Annotated in this window: 16 protein-coding genes; 9 read left to right on the top strand and 7 right to left on the bottom strand. The window is 33.4% G+C overall.

Translation table 11 applies throughout. The features are described from left to right. Window positions 1-2: 2 nt before the first annotated feature. From NNH57_RS13255 to NNH57_RS13240, 4 genes are all read right to left on the bottom strand, one after another. Window positions 3-1,409 (bottom strand): ABC transporter permease, encoded by a 1,407-nt coding sequence (locus tag NNH57_RS13255; RefSeq protein WP_074407301.1) that lies wholly within the window; start codon window positions 1,407-1,409, stop codon window positions 3-5. Next, entirely contained in the window at window positions 1,406-2,122 is a 717-nt protein-coding gene (locus NNH57_RS13250) for an ABC transporter ATP-binding protein (RefSeq protein WP_074407302.1), read from the bottom strand. The genes NNH57_RS13255 and NNH57_RS13250 overlap by 4 nt, the downstream gene beginning before the upstream one ends. Window positions 2,123-2,133: 11 nt before the next feature. Next, entirely contained in the window at window positions 2,134-3,351 is a 1,218-nt protein-coding gene (locus tag NNH57_RS13245) for a GTP-binding protein (RefSeq protein ID WP_074407303.1), read from the bottom strand. Between the two features lie 157 nt (window positions 3,352-3,508). Beyond that, window positions 3,509-3,823 carry a hypothetical protein gene (locus tag NNH57_RS13240; protein WP_074407304.1) on the bottom strand — a complete coding sequence of 105 codons (315 nt, stop codon included), beginning with the start codon at window positions 3,821-3,823 and terminating at the stop codon, window positions 3,509-3,511. Window positions 3,824-4,116: 293 nt separating this feature from the next. Between NNH57_RS13240 and NNH57_RS13235 the strand changes: the two genes are divergently transcribed. After that, window positions 4,117-4,629 (top strand): hypothetical protein, encoded by a 513-nt coding sequence (locus NNH57_RS13235; RefSeq protein WP_074407305.1) that lies wholly within the window; start codon window positions 4,117-4,119, stop codon window positions 4,627-4,629. 307 nt (window positions 4,630-4,936) lie between these two features. Here the strand turns inward: NNH57_RS13235 and NNH57_RS13230 are convergent, their stop codons facing one another. From NNH57_RS13230 to NNH57_RS13220, 3 genes are all read right to left on the bottom strand, one after another. Continuing rightward, the gene (locus NNH57_RS13230) at window positions 4,937-5,695 is read right to left on the bottom strand and encodes a HupE/UreJ family protein (RefSeq protein ID WP_074407306.1); all 759 of its coding nucleotides are present in this window, start codon (window positions 5,693-5,695) and stop codon (window positions 4,937-4,939) included. A 66-nt stretch (window positions 5,696-5,761) separates the two neighbouring features. Continuing rightward, window positions 5,762-7,948 carry a M3 family metallopeptidase gene (locus tag NNH57_RS13225; RefSeq protein WP_108809037.1) on the bottom strand — a complete coding sequence of 729 codons (2,187 nt, stop codon included), beginning with the start codon at window positions 7,946-7,948 and terminating at the stop codon, window positions 5,762-5,764. 134 nt (window positions 7,949-8,082) lie between these two features. Next, complete coding sequence (locus NNH57_RS13220; protein WP_074407308.1) at window positions 8,083-10,302, bottom strand: TonB-dependent receptor; 2,220 nt, start codon at window positions 10,300-10,302, stop codon at window positions 8,083-8,085. Window positions 10,303-10,829: 527 nt separating this feature from the next. Between NNH57_RS13220 and NNH57_RS13215 the strand changes: the two genes are divergently transcribed. From NNH57_RS13215 to NNH57_RS13180, 8 genes are all read left to right on the top strand, one after another. Beyond that, entirely contained in the window at window positions 10,830-13,019 is a 2,190-nt protein-coding gene (locus tag NNH57_RS13215) for a tetratricopeptide repeat protein (RefSeq protein WP_108809038.1), read from the top strand. Next, window positions 13,019-13,756, top strand: a complete 738-nt coding sequence (locus tag NNH57_RS13210; RefSeq protein ID WP_074407312.1) for a LytR/AlgR family response regulator transcription factor — start codon at window positions 13,019-13,021, stop codon at window positions 13,754-13,756. Before NNH57_RS13215 ends, NNH57_RS13210 begins: the two co-directional genes overlap by 1 nt. A 136-nt stretch (window positions 13,757-13,892) precedes the next feature. Further along, entirely contained in the window at window positions 13,893-14,459 is a 567-nt protein-coding gene (locus NNH57_RS13205) for a hypothetical protein (RefSeq protein WP_074407313.1), read from the top strand. A gap of 36 nt (window positions 14,460-14,495) precedes the next feature. Continuing rightward, window positions 14,496-14,882, top strand: coding sequence for a hypothetical protein (locus tag NNH57_RS13200; protein ID WP_074407314.1), 387 nt, complete (start codon window positions 14,496-14,498; stop codon window positions 14,880-14,882). A 57-nt stretch (window positions 14,883-14,939) separates the two neighbouring features. Continuing rightward, entirely contained in the window at window positions 14,940-15,788 is an 849-nt protein-coding gene (locus NNH57_RS13195) for an NADase-type glycan-binding domain-containing protein (protein WP_108809039.1), read from the top strand. A 15-nt stretch (window positions 15,789-15,803) separates the two neighbouring features. After that, the gene (locus NNH57_RS13190) at window positions 15,804-16,145 is read left to right on the top strand and encodes a hypothetical protein (RefSeq protein WP_074407316.1); all 342 of its coding nucleotides are present in this window, start codon (window positions 15,804-15,806) and stop codon (window positions 16,143-16,145) included. 38 nt (window positions 16,146-16,183) lie between these two features. Next, complete coding sequence (locus tag NNH57_RS13185; protein WP_108809040.1) at window positions 16,184-17,461, top strand: PA3715 family protein; 1,278 nt, start codon at window positions 16,184-16,186, stop codon at window positions 17,459-17,461. Next, window positions 17,461-18,192, top strand: a complete 732-nt coding sequence (locus tag NNH57_RS13180) for a hypothetical protein (RefSeq protein WP_074407317.1) — start codon at window positions 17,461-17,463, stop codon at window positions 18,190-18,192. Before NNH57_RS13185 ends, NNH57_RS13180 begins: the two co-directional genes overlap by 1 nt.

Genomic DNA, 18,192 nt, shown 5'->3' with positions numbered 1-18,192 from the left:
ACTTATAAATTTTTAGGAATGAAAAAAAGGAATCCAAAAGAGCCTAAGAACCAAAGCCCTATGACAATAAGGTTGGAAGTATTTTGCTCTAGAATGACTCCAAGTTGAGGAGGAGTGTAGTCAAAGTCAGGTAACTGTTCCCAGGTTTCGGCATCTGCTTGGTATCCCCAATTGCCATATTCTGAGTTTTTAGCAAAATTACCATTCAAAAATTTTTGAGTAGCGATGCGATAGTCCTCTGCAGCATCGGCAAAATCCCAATGTGTGGCATAATCGGTCTGGGCAATGGCCATACTTAAAAATCGGGTAGGAAGATAAGGGGAGAGAAGTGCCAAATTCCTGTATACATCCGACTGCTGCTCATATTGATTCTTGAGATGATTATAGTGTTTTAGATAGATCTTTGCTTGGTGTTCCTCGCCTTTTTGCATTCTATAGGCATCATAGTTAAAGGGAAGCTGAGATAAGCTATCTACATCGTATTCTTTCAATATTTTTTCTTCTAGAAGTTTGGCCTCCTTGTTCCAGGGATTATGACCATCGAGCCCAGACTTTTTGTCTTTTAAGACATTGGCTGTAAATTCTTGTCGTGTTGGGTAAGGATACTTGTTTTCGGCAAAGTTACTCGCCGCTTTTGGTGCTGCCAAACAGGCGATGATCCAAATACATAGGGACACTACGAGCGAGATACCTGATTTTTTGGTTTTGATAGAAATCAATAGTACCAGGTTGATAAAGATAATATAGTAAACTACATATATCACAAACAATAAGAACAATGATTCCCATTTGAACACTCCAAAATCTTGTAAGTTAGACAGTAGGATACCTGCTACCAGGAACAGAATAGCTGTAATCAACAAAATAGGGAAGAAAAGTGCCATCCATTTTCCCCAGATCCATTTCCATTGGGAAATACCTTGACTCTTGAGCAATGTTAAGGTACCCATTTCACGTTCTTTGGTAAAACCGTTATAACCTAGAAGAACAATGAGTAGGGGAATGATGAAGAGCAACATAAAATCTGGTGTCAAATCTCCAAAGCGAGCGAGGCCTGTTTGATCTGCCGCTGCACTGAATTGTGCCTCGTTACGTTTATGAGCCTCCAAAAAAATGGAGGTGCCTGTATATTTATCTACGCCTTGATCTACTAACGAAAGAGGATATTTTGGTTTAAAGGCATAAGTACCATAATGTGCTGCAGAATGTGGGTTCTTTTTACCTTGATTATCCCAAACCTCACGTTCTGCCGTTTTAGCAGCCGAGTACTGTGCGTTTACATTTTGGTATTGTTGAGCACTGATCCATACCGCCACACTTAATAAAAAGAATACGATAATTAAGGAGATGCGAACGCGACCGTCACGCAACAATTCCTTGGTTTCCTTAAGAAAAGTTTTTGTTATCATGATAATATTTCTTTATAGTCCATGGTATCGAGATATACCTTTTCTAACTCGGCAAGGGAAATATCGTCGGACACAAATTGTTGTCGTAATTTGCCATCTTTCATGATACCTATATGAGTGGCTACTTCCTTGGCACGAAAAAGGTCGTGTGTCGCCATCAGGGTGGCTATCCCCTTTGACTTTAACTTATGCAACAGCAATCCAAACTCATTACTAGCCTTAGGATCAAGACCAGAAGTGGGTTCGTCTAACAGCAGTACTTTGGCATCTTTGGCCAAGGCAATAGCGACTCCTACTTTTTGGCGCATACCTTTAGAAAATGCAGCGATACGTTTGTCAAAGGCTTCTGTCTGCAGTCCTGCTTCTTCCAAAAAGCCTTTTAATTCTTTTGTCGAAAGCTTCTTTCCTGCTATTCCAGAAAAATAATCGAGGTTTTCCAAAGCGGTTAAGCTTGGATATAGCATTAGATTCTCTGGGATGTAAGCTAAGAAACGCTTGGTTGCCTTGGGATTTTCCTGTACGTCTATTTGGTTTATAGAGGCATTGCCCGAGGTTGGTGTCGTAAAACCTAGCAAGAGGTTGATTGTGGTAGTCTTTCCGGCACCATTAGCTCCGAGAAGACAATATATTTCACCTTCTTTGATTTGAAGATTCAATTCGTTCAGAGCAACGTGTTCGTTGTATTTCTTTGTAAGATTGTTAATAATGATCATAATACTATTATTTATACGTTTGAATCTTGATAGCTTGGGATGGGCCAATTGTCGATGTTAGAGAATTCTCCTGTTTTCCAGTCCAGTATCTCCTCATTAGTAAGCAGACATTTTTTAAGTTGTAGGGTTATCGCGGTAACATCGAGATGCTGCCCAATAAAGACGAGTTCTATCTTTCGATCCCCGAAAGGGTTTATCCAATCTGACTCTATTGATTTTTGGTTATTCAGAAAGGAAGGGTAGCTAATTCGTTCTGCAAATGACATAGACGCCCACCATACTCCAGCAGGGTCAATTTTTGTAGAGCCTCCTGCCGTACTCCAGATCAAGGCTTGATTACTACGCGAGGCCAACCAAAACAGGCCTTTACTTCGAATAATATTTGAGGGGAAATGGTTAGAAACATAGTCGAGGAACCGTTCTGGATGAAACGGTTTTTTATTACGGAATACAAAGGAACCAATACCATACTCTTCGGTTTCAGGAACATGTTCATTTTCGAGTTCTCGTATCCAACCTGCAGAATTTTCAGCTTCTTCAAAGTTAAACAACCCTGTATTGATAATTTCCTGTAATGATATTTGTGAATTTTTAGTAGGAAATATTCTGGCTCCTGGATTTAATTTATGAAGAATATCATACACATTTTTTAATTCTTGTTCGGTAATCAGATCTACTTTATTGAGTAAAATCACGTTTGCAAATTCTATTTGATCGGTAAGTAGATTTACAATTGTACGGTCATCGTTCTCAATATTTGTAAGCTGTCTATCGGATAGATATTGAGCACTCGAAAAGTCTTTCAAAAAATTATATGCATCTACTACAGTAACCATAGTATCGACATAACTGAAGCGACTTAGGTCGATACTGCCGTCCTCACTGGCAAAACTAAAGGTCTGAGCTACAGGAATAGGTTCTGAAATACCTGTACTCTCGATAATTAGATAGTCAAACCTGTTTTCCTTAGCTAATTTTTCGACTTCTATCATCAGGTCTTCTCGAAGGGTGCAGCAAATACAACCATTGCTCATTTCTACGAGGCGTTCCTCTGTTCGAGAAAGGGTATTTTCATTTTGTACGAGCTGGCTATCTATATTGACTTCACTCATATCATTGACAATCACGGCAACTTTTAACCCTTCTTTATTATGTAAAATATGGTTAAGCAATGTAGTCTTGCCTGCACCGAGGAAACCACTCAATACAGTAACGGGTAATTTTTTCATGACTAAAAAAAATTAAATATTAAAAATGTTTGGAGAAAATTTTCTGACTAACAGAGAAGGGTAATTGATCTATTGTATACACTACAATATGATTTATAAAATCATATGGTTAGAAGTATCAACATACAAAAAGAAAATTTTCAAAAATAAAACACAACTACCCTAAATATTTGGGTGGAGGTTTATTGTAGATGCTTTTAGGTAGTGTAATACAGTATTGCGATGTTTCGTAACAAAAATTGGTTTTGTACTCATGGAAATCTATCACAGATTTTTGTTCTACTTCTACAAATGTACTATCTGTAAAAGGAGTAAGTTTATATGATACCGCAATAATTTCACACAACTCACAATGTATTTGATCATCGTCATCAGAAAAATGAGAAATAGCATGTACATTAACAATTCTAAGGAATAGAAAAGCGGATAGAAAAAAAAGAGTAATTATATTTTTCCAAATGTTCATTCTCATTTGCCAAATATAGTAATTAATTGGATTCTTAAATCTTAAGATATTTATAAGGAATAAGTTTTGGCAAAAATTTTGGATTTGTAAAACCTTGTAATGGTTAACACGATACCTACAACGTTGAAAAGGAAACTATAATTTATTAGATGGGTACCTCTAAAAAATCGTGAAATACTCCTTAAAAATTTTAGATAGATTTAATGATAACGCAAACATTAAAAATATGGTGGCAGTAATGTTAAACAATTATTTAGTAAATATTACATTTGTTAATGTCTAACTAATTTATCAAAATCATGAAAACACTCAGCAAATTAACATTTATCGCAGTATTATCTGTATTTTTTTCTTGTAAACAAAACCCAGCAGAAACACCAGAGCACAAAGCCATGGTAGAAGAGCATAAAGAAATGGAGACTTCTCATGAAGCAATGGCTACTGAACACAATACTATGAAAGATGATCATCAGCAAATGGTAGATGCTCATAAAGCTATTGAAAATGATTCTATTCATCTAGTAATCGAAAAGAATCATTCGGTTTTATTGGCTAAACACAGTGAACTTATCGCAGCTCATAAATCATTAATAGAAAAACATAGTGAATTAGAAACAAAACATGCTTCTGGAGAATTTACTTTAGAACAGATGACAGCAGAACATGAGTCTATGAAAACAGAGCATGCAAACATGGAGAAAGAACACCAGGGGATAGCTGCTGAGCACAAACGAATTACAGAAGAAGATAAAAAATTGATAAAAGAAGATCAAGAGAAAGCAACTGAAGAAGAAAATTCAGAGAAAAAATAAAATAAGCATATATAAGCTATAGAAAAGCCAAATCGTTCCCTAGAGTTCAATTTGGCTTTTTAAGTTGTAAAACATTGATTTTGGTGATCTTTTTGAGATATCGTATTTTTTATCTTTACTGTGTTTAATAGGTCCTGTAGTGATCTAATGACAAGATTATTTCCTTTTGTCCTAGAGTATTTTGGGCTGTTGTTAAGGTTTGCACCTTAAAAATACAAATCCATTTTGCTCTTATTTTTCGGAAACTTGAATCAATTAAATGCGAATCAGTTATAATAAATTCGTTTCTGAAGTTCCAAATTTGCACTTAAAATACTCTTTCGATAAACCAAAATAGGCCAACCAAGGCAATCATTAGAGATGCTGGAATTTGTATCCGTCGACGATACCAGCTCTTGTGTCGAATAAACCATACTAATGCGACAGCAGTAACTAATACTAGCAACTGACCAATTTCTACACCGATATTGAATGCTAGTAACGAAGGAACAAAATTGTTTTTAGGTAATCCATATTCACTTAACACAGTCGCAAAGCCTAAGCCGTGTAGTAAGCCGAAGCTGAATACGATGAAAGGTCTCCACTTGTTTGCTTGTTTAAACACACAATTTTCGACTGCTACCCAAACGATAGAAAGCGCAATAAGAGGTTCGACTATATCGACTGGAACCTGTACAAAACCAAACGCAGCCAGGGCTAAGGTGATTGTGTGAGCAAGGGTAAAAGCGGTTACCTGCCAAAGCAAGCGCCTTAAAATAAGACTGGAAAAAAATAACCCTAACACAAAAAGAATATGATCTAAACCTTTCGGGATGATGTGCTCAACACCTGCCTTAATAAATAACAAAAATTTTTCTGGCCAAGGCATGGCCTCCAGTTTACGCATACGCTGACGTTTTATGGCTGCAATATATTCATATTCGGCAGTCATTCCTTGATCTTGGAAGTCAAGTTGTCCCTGTTCGATTTCTAATATAACAAGTTCGTCTCGTTGGTGAGAGAAAATTACAGAACTAGAACACAAGAAGGCGCAGAAAATAAGAGTTTTAAGAAGTCTCATAAGCATAACAGGGATATTTTAAACAAAAGCGGCTCGGTTTTCCGCACCGCTTTTCAAATTGTTTTAGCTGAGTTAGTCAGTTGAACCGTCTAACCCTCTCACTTTCAGTAGGGCGTCTATTTTAGGTTGACGTCCACGGAATTGTTTATAAAGTTCCATTGCTTCTTCAGTTGAGCCTTTTTCGTAAACATGAGTTCTTAACTTTGCAGCAAGTTCTGAGTCAAATACATTTCCTGCTTCTTTAAATGCTTCAAAACCGTCTGAGTCAAGTACAGCAGAGTGAACATAACTATAGTATCCAGAAGCGTATCCCCCTGCAAAGATATGTGCAAAGTAGGTGCTACGATAACGAGGTGCTATTTCGTTAATTAAGCCAATTTTAGCTAGAGAAGCCTCTTCAAAAGCATCTGTATTTTTAACATCTTCTTCTGCTTTAATGGTGTGCCAATCCATATCCAGTAATGATGCTGCCAAATATTCGGTATTTGCAAAACCTTGATTAAACTTAGAGGCTTTTAGTAATTTGTCGATTAATTCGTCAGGAATAACTTCGCCTGTTTTATAGTGAGTTGCGAACGATTTCAGGATTTCAGGCTCGCTTGCCCAATGTTCAAGAATTTGTGCTGGAAACTCGGTAAAATCACGAGGTCCAGATGTACCTGCCATACTACCATAGGTAACATTAGTTAAAATACCATGCATAGCATGACCAAATTCATGAAATAAGGTAGTAACGTTTTCAAAACTGAGTAACGCCGGATCATCGCCAACAGGTGCTGGGAAATTACATACATTTACTACGATTGGGCGTTCTTTGCCATCAAGATTTGATTGTCCTTTAAAACTACTCATCCATGCTCCGCCACGTTTGTTAGAACGAGTGAAATAATCGCCAATAAAAACCCCTAGGTGGCTACCATCTTTATCTTTTACTTCCCAAACACGGGCATCTGGATGATAAACATTAATATCGAATAACTCTGTATAAGTTAAGCCCCATAATTTGTTTGTGGTTGCAAATACACCGTTAAGCACATTATCTAATGATAAGTACGGTTTCAATGCAGCTTCATCTAAATCATATTTAGCTTTTCGAACTTTCTCAGAATACTGCCACCAGTCCCAAGCTGCTATTTTAAAATCGTGCCCCTCTTTATTTACAACTGCCTGCATATCGGCAACTTCTACTTTGGCTCTTTCCAATGCAGGTTTCCATAACCGCATTAATAAATCATAAACTTCTGCTGGTGTTTTTAGCATACGTTCTTCTAACACAAAATGCGCGTGAGTTTCGTAACCCATTAATTGAGCACGCTCTGCACGCAGTTTTGCTATTTTTGCAGCAACCTCTTTATTATCTGTTTCATTATCATTATCACCACGTTGTACATAAGCTGTGTATAATTGTTCACGTAAGTCGCGTCGGTTGGATTCGGTTAGGAATGGATACATACTGCTGCGATGCGGCGTAAATACATATTTGTCTTTGTATTTTGCTTTTTCTTCGTCAGTTTCGGCTTTCTCCATTTTTTGTGCAGCTGTTTCTGCCGCCGCCGCTATAATACCATCGGATAGGCCATCTAAATGATCTTTGTCCAAAATAAGCTCAAAACCATTGGTTTCGGCTAATAGATTTTGACCAAATGCGGTTGTGAGCTCAGAAATTTTAGAATTGATTTCTGTAATTTTAACTTTTTGTTCTTTATCCAACAATGCACCACTACGAACAAATGACTTACGAGTATCTTCTAAAAGTTTACGTTGTTCGTTACTTAGGTTAAGGTTCTCACGCTCTTGATAAATTGTTTCAACTCTTTTAAAAAGATCTTCATTCAGCGTTATTTTATCGTAGTGAGCAGAAATCAGTGGACTTAATTCACGTTGTAATTCTTGTAATTTTGGGTTGGTATTTGAACCTGTTAAATTATAAAAAACACTTTGCGCTTTGGTAAGTAACTTTCCAGTTCTTTCTAATTCTTCAAGCGTATTGGCAAATGTTGGCGCCTCAGGATTATTTACGATTACATCAATCTCGGCAAGGTTTTCTTCCATACCTTTTTTAAACGCCGGCATATAATGCTCATCCTTAATTTTGTTAAAAGGAGGTACCCCAAATGGTGTATCCCATTCTTGATAAAATGGATTGTCTGATACTTGTGATGATACTTCCGTTTTAGTTTTGTCTTTTTCAGTTTTGTTTGTTTCAGTTTTACAAGCACCAAAAAGTACTATTGTAATAATAAAAAGGAGTTTTTTCATTTTTGGTTTTATTTATGACTTTATAAATATAGTTGTATGTTAGATATTATATTGATAACCGCTCTCTATAGCAAAACATATAGTTATAAAATAGAGGCTTTATTGAGCTCATTTCATTAGTTTCAGAATTCTTTTTAAAAATTATACTGTACTGTTGTTTTCAAAAAGAAAGGTGTCCCCGGGGTAAAATGGATTTCTTCAACAGATTGAGGTTCGCCAGCCAAGCGCGATTCAGTAGCGAACTGAGTTTCGTTCCAATCTTGATCAAATAGGTTTTGTATTTGAATACCCAAACTCATTTTTTTCCATTTATACCCTACATTTAGATCCGTGATAGTATATCCCTCTGCTACAATACTGTTATCTTCATTGGCAGGACGATCATTTAGATGCCGAATATTGACACTCCCAAAAAAACCTGATTTATGGAGAACATTAAATCCACCTATCAAAGTAAAATCTGCTGCTAAGGGGATGTAATCTGCATCTGAAGGCCCATCAATAGACCTAGCTTGTGTATAATTGGCATCTAAATTACAAAACAACCAAGGGAAAATCTGGTATCGGTAACTGAGATCGATTCCTTGACGTCTTGTTTCTCCACTAGGTTCTACGATCCCTGCGTCCCCTACATATACAAATTCTTGTTCTAAATATAAATACCAATAAGCAAGATTGAAAAGCATCTTAGAAGTGGGCTTCCAAACAAATCCTATATCAGTTCCTAAAGCTGATGGTAATATCGTTTCGCCTTCTCGGGCAACTACAACCCTCGAATCATTGGAGTGAAAGCCTTTTCCGGCTTTTGCGTACACCTGTAATTCATTTGAAGCATTATAAAAAATATTCAGTTTAGGGCTAATGGTAGCTTCTGTCTCTTCCTGAGTTTTATAAAGCCCTAATAACGCATCGTTATACTGAAAATCAAAATAATCCACTCTTATAGAAGGGTTGAATGTCCACTTATTCAAGTGAATGTTTGCCCCAAGGTAAGCTCCAAAATTGGTTTCGTTAATATCTCCAAACTGAATCTGTTGTAAGGTTTCTATTCTGTTACGTGAACGAGACAATTCATTGTCTTTACTTTGATCATTCCTAAGACTAATCCCTGCTTGCCAAGTTCCTTCCACTTTATTACCAGAAAATGCTTTTTGGTACTCACTATTCAATCCAAAAATTGTTCTACCTTCCTTTTGTCTAATCTGATCCCCATTAATAGGATCCTCTAATAAAAAAGTAAAGTTAGAATAGAGTTCAAAATCATAGGCGCTCCAATAAACACTATTTTTTAAGGTTGATTTTTCATTAATAATCTTATCATAGTTTACTAAAAAATTAGTCCTTGACGTATTGCCTCCTTCTGTATCATCAATAGCGCCAAATCGCGAAATCAAATCACTATCGACTGCTCGCTGTGGTATTTGTCCTGATGCATCCCATTTACTGCTAAAGTTAGAAACAGTAACACCAAGCTTATCGCTATCGGTAATAAAACCAGTATATTTTCCTAAAATGTTAATCCGATTAAAGTTTTGCGGACTGTCAAAAAAACTATCAGTAGATAAATATTCTGATGCTACATAAGCATTGTGTTGTGCAGTACTCATAATATTAAACATCCCCAAAAGACGATACGTGTCAAACTGCCCTGCCTCTAGTTTGATCATACTCGTATTCAGGTTTTCTTTGGTTTTAAAGTCTACATAACCAGCGGTAGCAAAGTTACCCTTGTCCTCATAATATACCCCTTTCCCAAAATCTACTCTATCAATAGTTTCGGGAATTACGAAGTGTAAATCAGCATATCCTTGTCCGTGAGCATGGGACACCATATTTACAGGAAGTCCATCAACAGTCAGGTTAATATCAGTACCATGATCAATGTCAAAACCACGTAAAAAGATTTGTTCTGCTTTTCCTCCTCCGGCATGTTGCCCTATAAATAATCCAGGAACTTTTCTCAAAATATCTTGGGAAGAATTTACTGGGTTGGTTTGTATATCTACATCTGTAATTAATTGAAGTGTATTAACTTCTGAAGAAATAATTACTTCATCTAAATTAATAGATTCTGGATACAATACAATAATCAAAGATGTGCTTAAATCTTTGATCGTTACTTCTTCACTTTGGTATCCCAAACGTGAAAACTTTAGAATGTCACCGACAGAGATATTTTTTAAACTAAAACTACCATGGGTATTCGTATGAGTGTGTTCATTTGTTGTTTTGTTTAAGATATTAGCTTCCTTAATTGCTTGCTGATTTTGATTTACCACAGTACCGGTTAAGACTTGAGCATATATTGAATAATGTAGCAGTAAGAATGAAATGGTAAAAAAAAGTAGCTTCATTTATGATTATTTAGTGGACGAATTTAAAAAAAAACATTTAATGCAACACTATTGCAATAAGAAAGTTTAATGTTAATTGTGAATATTCTCTAAAATTCTCGTCCCTTAGATCAAGGTGTGACCTCTTCCCAATAGATAGGACAATTTAGGATTGGAAGATTTGATTAAATAAATTTGCTAGTAAAAAAGCAAAAAAATCTGTTTTACATAATTTTTGTAAATCAATTGGTTTTTGAGAGAATTAATTTAGAATGAGTAATCCAAAAGTTCGATAAGATGTTGCTCGGGTGCTACGAAGAAAACCAGTTGTAAAAACGACAGGTATTGTGTATGCCTTTCTTAAAGACCAACGACGAAGCGTAGTGAAGGAATTACTCCTGTTCCTGCTATTATGTATAAACGTTTTTTCTTCTTTACCTTAATACAAATTCTTTTTTTAGTGTTTTTATCAAAATCTACAAAGCAAGATCGAGTAGAATAATTCCCTATTTTTTTGATTTAAAATTTTAATAACCGTTCTTTATTTTATGAAAATAATAAATACATCTATTATTTGCTTATTATGTTTCTTGTCTTTTTCTGTAACTGTTTTATCTCAGAATAAAAAGATAGACAGTTTAAAAAAAGAATTAAAAATTTATACCAAAAAAGATACTGTTAGAGTAAAAATCCTCAATCATTTAGCTTATTATCACTATAGAAATAATCCTCCTCAATCATTAGCATATGCCGAACAAGCAGGAAAGCTTGCCGATGAAATAAAATCCGTAAAAGGAAAAGCCCGCAGTTTTTATATGAAAGGGATTACTTATATGGAACAAGCTAATTTTAAAACTTCTATTGTTAATTATGAAAAAGCAATAGAACTATATACATCTATAGATGATTTAAAAGGATTAGCAGGTTGTAATAATGCCTTGGGAGTTCTAAATAAATACAAGGGTAATCAAAAACTCGCTCTAAAATATTATAAAAAAGCTTTAGCAATTGATCAGAAACTGGGAGTGAAAAAGAATATGCCTAATTACCTCTATAATATTGGTGGTATTTACTCTGGTATGGGAAAACATAAAGAAGCTTTAGTAAATTTTAAAAAGGCATTAAAAACATATACAAGCAATAATAATGAATATGGTATACTTAGCTGTTGGAATTCAATGGCTATAGTGTATCTTGATCAAGGTAATTATCCTCTGGCAATAGAATACAACCATAAATCATTAGACATTGCCAAAAAATCTAAAGATTCCATTGGTGTTTTTCAGTCATTAAATAATATCGGAAATATTTATAGACAACAACAGCTTTATGAAAAAGCACTAGATTTTTATAAAAAAGCTTTAGCTATTAAACAGGCTAATCACAATAGTAAAAGTAGTACTGCGATAAAAAATAATATTGGAGGGATCTATATCGATAAGAAAGAATTTGCTAATGCTATCTCTTATTTTAAGGAAACAATTACCCTTAGTAGAAAAATTAAGGATGACGAACATTTAGCGATTAGTCTTAATGGTTTAGGTTTTGGGTATTTGGGTATTAAAAAATATTCTGAAGCTTTAGCTAGCTTTAAAGAAGCGAATAAAATTACTTCTGTTAATCAAAAACAATACGAATTAGTAGAATCTCATATAGGTATGGCATGTGCATATTACTATATGAAAAAATACAACCTGGCATTAATTAATGCTGAAAAAGGGGCTCAATTGGCAAATACATATAAACTTTTAAAACACCGACGTGATGCCTATGAATTGCTTTCCAAAATAAACAATGAATTAGGAGAACACAAAAAAGCTCTTTTAAGTAATCAGCAATTAAAAATATTGAACGACAGTCTTTTTAATAGAGAAAATATTCAGAAAATTACAGAAGTAGAGTATGAATATAAGTACAAAAATGAGTTAGAATCTGCAGAGAAAAGAGAACTAAGACTTACACAAACGGTTAAAACTACAACCAATAACTTAGAGAGGTCACAACGAAATTTATTACTTGGTGTGATTGCTTTTTTAGTTACAACTTTAATTTTAGGAGCAACAATTTTCTTTTTAAAATTAAGGAATGAAAAATCTAAAACTCAAAATATAATCATAGAACAGAAATTGCTGCGCTCACAGATGACCCCTCACTTTATATTTAATTCACTTTCTGTATTACAAGGAATGATATTGAATAAAGAAGAAAAAAAGTCTGTTTCCTATTTGTCAAAGTTTTCAAAATTACTTCGTATTATTTTAGAAAACTCTAGAGACAAAATAGTGTTGCTTTCTCAAGAATTAACAGCTATAAAAAGCTATTTAGCACTTCAGAATTTAGAAAACAAAACCTATCAATACACTGTTTTTGTAGAGGACACTATAGACGTGTCTGTGTTTAAAATACCTCCTATGCTTATTCAGCCATTTGTTGAAAACGCTATAGAGCATGCATTTGTAAATCAAAAAGAAAATAGGATAATTGATGTTTACCTGTCTTATTCAAATAAAAATTTGATTTGTACCATTACAGATAATGGTATTGGGGTTGACTCTCAAAAAGAAAATAAAAAGGGTAATAAAAAATCATTATCTACAACGATAACTTCTGAGCGATTAAAAATATTATCTAAAGATTTTAAAATGAAAAGCTCGATTTCTGTTGAAGATAGAAAGAAATATAACGAGCAAGGAACACTAGTCACTTTGATCATCCCTTATAAAATACAGGAAGTATAATGAAAACAGTAATAGTAGAAGATAAGGAATACATTAGAAAAGGCTTACTTAATCTATTACAATTAATAGATGCCGAGATAGAAGTAATAGGAGAATGTGAATCGGTAAAAGATGCTGTTGTTGTAGCAAACGCCTGTAAACCAGAATTGATTTTTTTAGATATAAATCTTACCGACGGTACTGGGTTTGATTTTTTAAAGCAGACAGAAAATCTAAATTTTAAAGTGATCTTTATTACGGCCTATGAAGAGCATGCGTTACAAGCTTTAAAAATTGGTGCGGTAGATTATCTATTAAAACCTGTAGATATAGATGAATTACAAATAGCATTACAAAAAGTCATTGCATTACCGATAACAGAACAAAAAAAGCAAATAAAAACGGTAAAAGAGGTATGGAATAATGAAGACTCTACATTAATATTATCGCTTCATGATAGTTTTCAGGTTATAGATTTAAATGAATTACTATTTTGTGAGTCAGACAAAGGCTATACGACTTTTCATTGTAGTGATAGTAAAAAATATATGGTTTCAAAAACCTTAAAGGAATTTGAAGAACGCCTTTCTAAAGCCAATTTTACACGGCCGCACCAATCATTTATGGTCAACTTAAAATTTATAGATAAGTATGATAAATCTGGTGTTATTTATTTAAAGAATGGTAAAAAAATACCTGTATCTTCCCGAAAAAAGGAACACTTCGTAAACACTTTTTTAAATTGGAATAACAATTAAACCTCTTTCTGTTACGGATATTTTTTGAAGTACCGCACTTATGTATTCTAAAACTTCAGAAATAGATTTCCTATTTCCTACTCCACTTGTACTATATACTTTTATCGTGTTGAAATGAACTAAAAACACGCTAAAAATGAAAGTATTAAAATTTACAGTAATAGTAACAGTATTAATTATGCTAATCTCTTGTAGTGGCAGAATTAGTAAGGAACCGGCCAATGCACAAGGATTTGAAGCCATAGAAAAGGAAATAAAAAGCAAGTTTGGTGAAAATGCCTATTTCACGAAATTGAATATTATTTATAACGAATCTCTAGGAAATTCTATTGGAGTTACTGTTACAGAAGCGCCAGAATCTTTAAAAATGGGAGAATGGCTTTTATCTCAGGATTCTTGGAGACAAACTTCAGAAATCACTCTCGAAGTTCCTGATGGTAGTAAGGCAGCAGACTTTATGTTTCAGTTAAACGAAAAGATTAGTCTCTCAAAATTAGGAGAATTAGTAGAAAAATCTAGTGTACAACTAAAAACCGAAAAGAGTATTAAAAACCCAGTTTTACATATAGCATTTATAAAATTCCCAGAAAATGGAGACATAACCAAAGCTGAGTATGTAGTAATGTTGAAACCAGAAAGCGGTGGGACCACTTTTACTTTTAATTATAAGTTAGATGGTAACCTTATTGAAATGGATTATTAATATTTAGAATTACCTAAAACCAAAAAAATTAAACCAATGGAAAAAATAATTACAGTTAAAGATCAATACAATTCGTTAGATACACTTTATGATTTTTTAAAAACAGCTTCTTCTTTCGAATGTTATAAAAACTATGATAACTGGGAAGTTAGAACAGATGCCAACGGGCAAATGGCGCAATGTATTGTTCTTAAAAAAAGTGCAATGCATGCAGTAAAGCTATATTTTGCAAAAGAAAATACAATAAAAATAAATCATATCATACCAAGTTCACTCATGAATGCTTATTTTGGAAAAAGTGTTAAAGCAAGAAGAAATATAATTGAAATAATTGCAGGAAAAATAATGGAAACAGTACTAGCTCCTGCTCAGGAAAAAGCTTTTCAAGAATTGGAAACAGTGATTAGTAAAGCCGCTATGTAAGTATGTTCATTTTTTATACTAACTTACTAAGTATACAAATCTATTGAATCCATTCGAATGAAAATAAAATTGATAATCTTATTGTTAGTATGTATTGCTTGTAATTCGAATAAAAAGAAAAGTGCCGATGTACTAGTTGTTAACACTATCAAAATAGATACAAGCGATCATATAATCACTTCAGAATTGGATGAAAAACAAGAAGTAACCTTAGCTACAATTGATTCTGTAAGCATTAAAGAAATAAAACAGTATATAGATGATGAGTTGCCCACGATTTTCGATTACTATAAACAAGAGTTGATTGAAGAGCATAGTGCCTGGTCTGATAAATTATTTGGAAGATGTTGTTCAAATACAGACCTAACTTTTACCGAGAATTTGTTTTATAAAATTAGTTCCAACTTTAAGAATGAAAAATATCTGATTACAAATATTTCGGATACCGATTATTCAACAGCTTATGTTTTTAAACCTAATACCAAAGTCAAAATAAATATACAATTAGACCTGGGTAAATCTTTTTTAAGTGGTAGGTATTCAAACAAAAAATTGCTGAATCCAAATGAGGTTATTATGAATCCCATAAAACTAAGTTTAATTAATGGGTACGTGAAATCAAAAGCGCTTTTTTATGAGAACACAAGAGTTAAAGAAATAAAAGTATATGTTAATCATAAATATGTAGAAACAGTAGTTTTGATGGATAAACCTTTAGTGCAAGAATTTAAAGTGAATGCAATTTTTAAAACTAACGATATAATTACATTAGAACCAATAAGCTTTTACAAAGGAAGTAAATACGATGACGTTTGTATTTCTGAAATACAAACTAATTTAGGTAAGACTGCACTTCCTGGTTTAAATAAAAAATATAATCTTATGGAGTTATTGAATAAAGAGTAAACCTAAAGCAAAACTATGAAAGCCTTAAAACAAGTTTTAACCTACTTAATATGGATTGCAGTATCACTTATACTGGGAATAGTTTATATGCGTATTCTTTTAGGTCCCAACAAAGTATCTTCGGATGGTCTATGGTATCTGCTCCATATTTTTTACAATTTAGGCCTACTTCATATAGGCGGAAGCATTGGAGGTGTAATCGCCCTTTTGTTTATTCTATTGGATGTTTTTTACCTTAAAAAGAAATTAAAAAACAATATACAAGCAACAATTACTCGGTTTATGTTTCTTATTGGTATTACTATGGTTGTGGCAGTAATACATTATGTATTAGAGAAGGTTGTTGATGTTATTTAGAAAAAAGAACCCTCCAAATAATTGAAAAAAGTAAAAAAATGAAAAATCGATACATTCTAGTCTTACTTGTATTAATCTCTTGTTCTCAAAAGGCAAAAGAAAAAGAAGAAACCGTTGTAAAAGCACAAGATGCTGTTGCAGAATCAATCGATTCGACGAAAGAAGTAAGTCCTATAAGCTTTAACAAGATCATTAGCGAAATTAAAACCAAATCAACCCCACTAATAGACGCTACAAATTTTGACAGCTTCATTGATGAAGATGATTATAAAAAAGTAAATATTAAAGCGTTAAAATTAGAAAATATATATCCTGATTTTAATAAAGAAGGTCATCATTATAGAGCAATAGCTTCCTATAGAGTAGAAATATCAGGAGAGTTTTATTCTATTGTAGTAACTACTCTGAAAGGCGACCACGAAATGGAATCTGTACTAATTAATTACGATTTAGAAGGAAATATTATCGATTCTAAAGTCATTTCTTATGATGAAATAGCCGAAGGTCAATCGAGAATTGAATCCAAAATTGAAGAAAACGAGCTAACCATTAATAACATACTATGGATTGATGAAAAGAAAGTAGAAACAACATCATTTCAAATAAAAGCTAATGGAAAAATAGAACCTATTTCTCAAGAAGAAAACCTTATTGATAGCGCAATACAACAACTTAATTTAGAAATTTCAAAGGTTAATACCGATTTATTAGTTACCAAAGTAATGCCTAACAATCCTCAAGAAACCATTATCGTTATTCCTGAATATGTAGATGATCATAATGATGAATATCATTTTGAGTTAAATAGCCACATAATAGTAGTAAATAGTATTACAAGGAAAATAACGCACAAATACTTTGAAAGTTCTGAAACAAATGGTTGGGTCTCTGATGCAATAGTACTTGCAGAAATTTCAATTGATACAGCCCCATACATTGTTGCCAAAGACAAAAGAGCATTCGGGATACGAGTACATCATTATGGCATGTCTAAACCAAACCCATATAGTAACAGAACCATTTCTTTGTTTGTAAAGTCAGGAGATACTTTAAAAAAAGCGTTGCATAATTATGACGTAGAGGATTATGGTGGAGAATGGGATACTCAATGTGCGGGAGAATCTACGAGTGTTAAAAATACATTCATTATGTCTGAAGAAAAAACCAATGCATACTTTGATATTATTGTAAAAAGCAAGGTTCTGGAAAGTAAAACTTTTGTAGATGAAAACGGAGAATGCGATGAAGAAAGTAAAACCTCTTCTAAAACAACAGTATTACAATTTAATGGAAAAGAATATGTAAAAAATAAATAATGAAAAAACTAGAGTTCTTTTTTTGCATATGCTGTCTATTTTTAACCCTATCTGGGTGTGCTCAAAACAATAGTTTAAAAACACAATTACAGCTATTACAAAATCCATCAGGATATAAATTCTCTTTGGACAGTACGGGGTTTTCAGTAATAAAAAACGCTAAATTCTATACCAAAAATGGGGATACAGATGTGTTTGATATCAATAGCGAAAATATACATATAGTAGATGTTAATAATGATGGAGAAAAAGATATCATCTATCAAGATATTCGGCATTATCAAGCAACTGTATTACTGCTAAAAAAAGGTAATGATTTTGTTGAAATATGGAATGGGCCAGGAGCATTAGTTAGCCTAAAAGAAGGGGAAAAAACCACTATGTATGTTTTAAGCAGTGCTATAGGTTGCTTTGATATGACGATGTTGTCAACGCTTGTTATTAATAGTGATAATACCCTTGTCGAAAACAGGATAGCGCTCTATTCAGATACAAAAATGAGTACAATTAGTAAGACATTCAAACAGAAAATAATTTCGGGAATCCTAAGAACGCAACCTGTTATAGATGACAAAAAGAAAACAGATCCTTGTACTGGTGATCTTAAAACAGGAAACCAGATAAGAGCCATAGAAAACAAAGCCGTAACTGTTATAAAAAAACAAAACGAGTGGTTCTTAGTGGTTCTAAAAGAAAAAGATCAAAGTATCATTGGTTGGGTAAAAATTTAA

This window comes from Aquimarina spinulae (genome assembly GCF_943373825.1).
GTDB lineage: Bacteria > Bacteroidota > Bacteroidia > Flavobacteriales > Flavobacteriaceae > Aquimarina > Aquimarina spinulae.
Note: the sequence above shows the minus strand (reverse complement) of the source record. Positions and strands in the feature narration are given on the sequence as shown.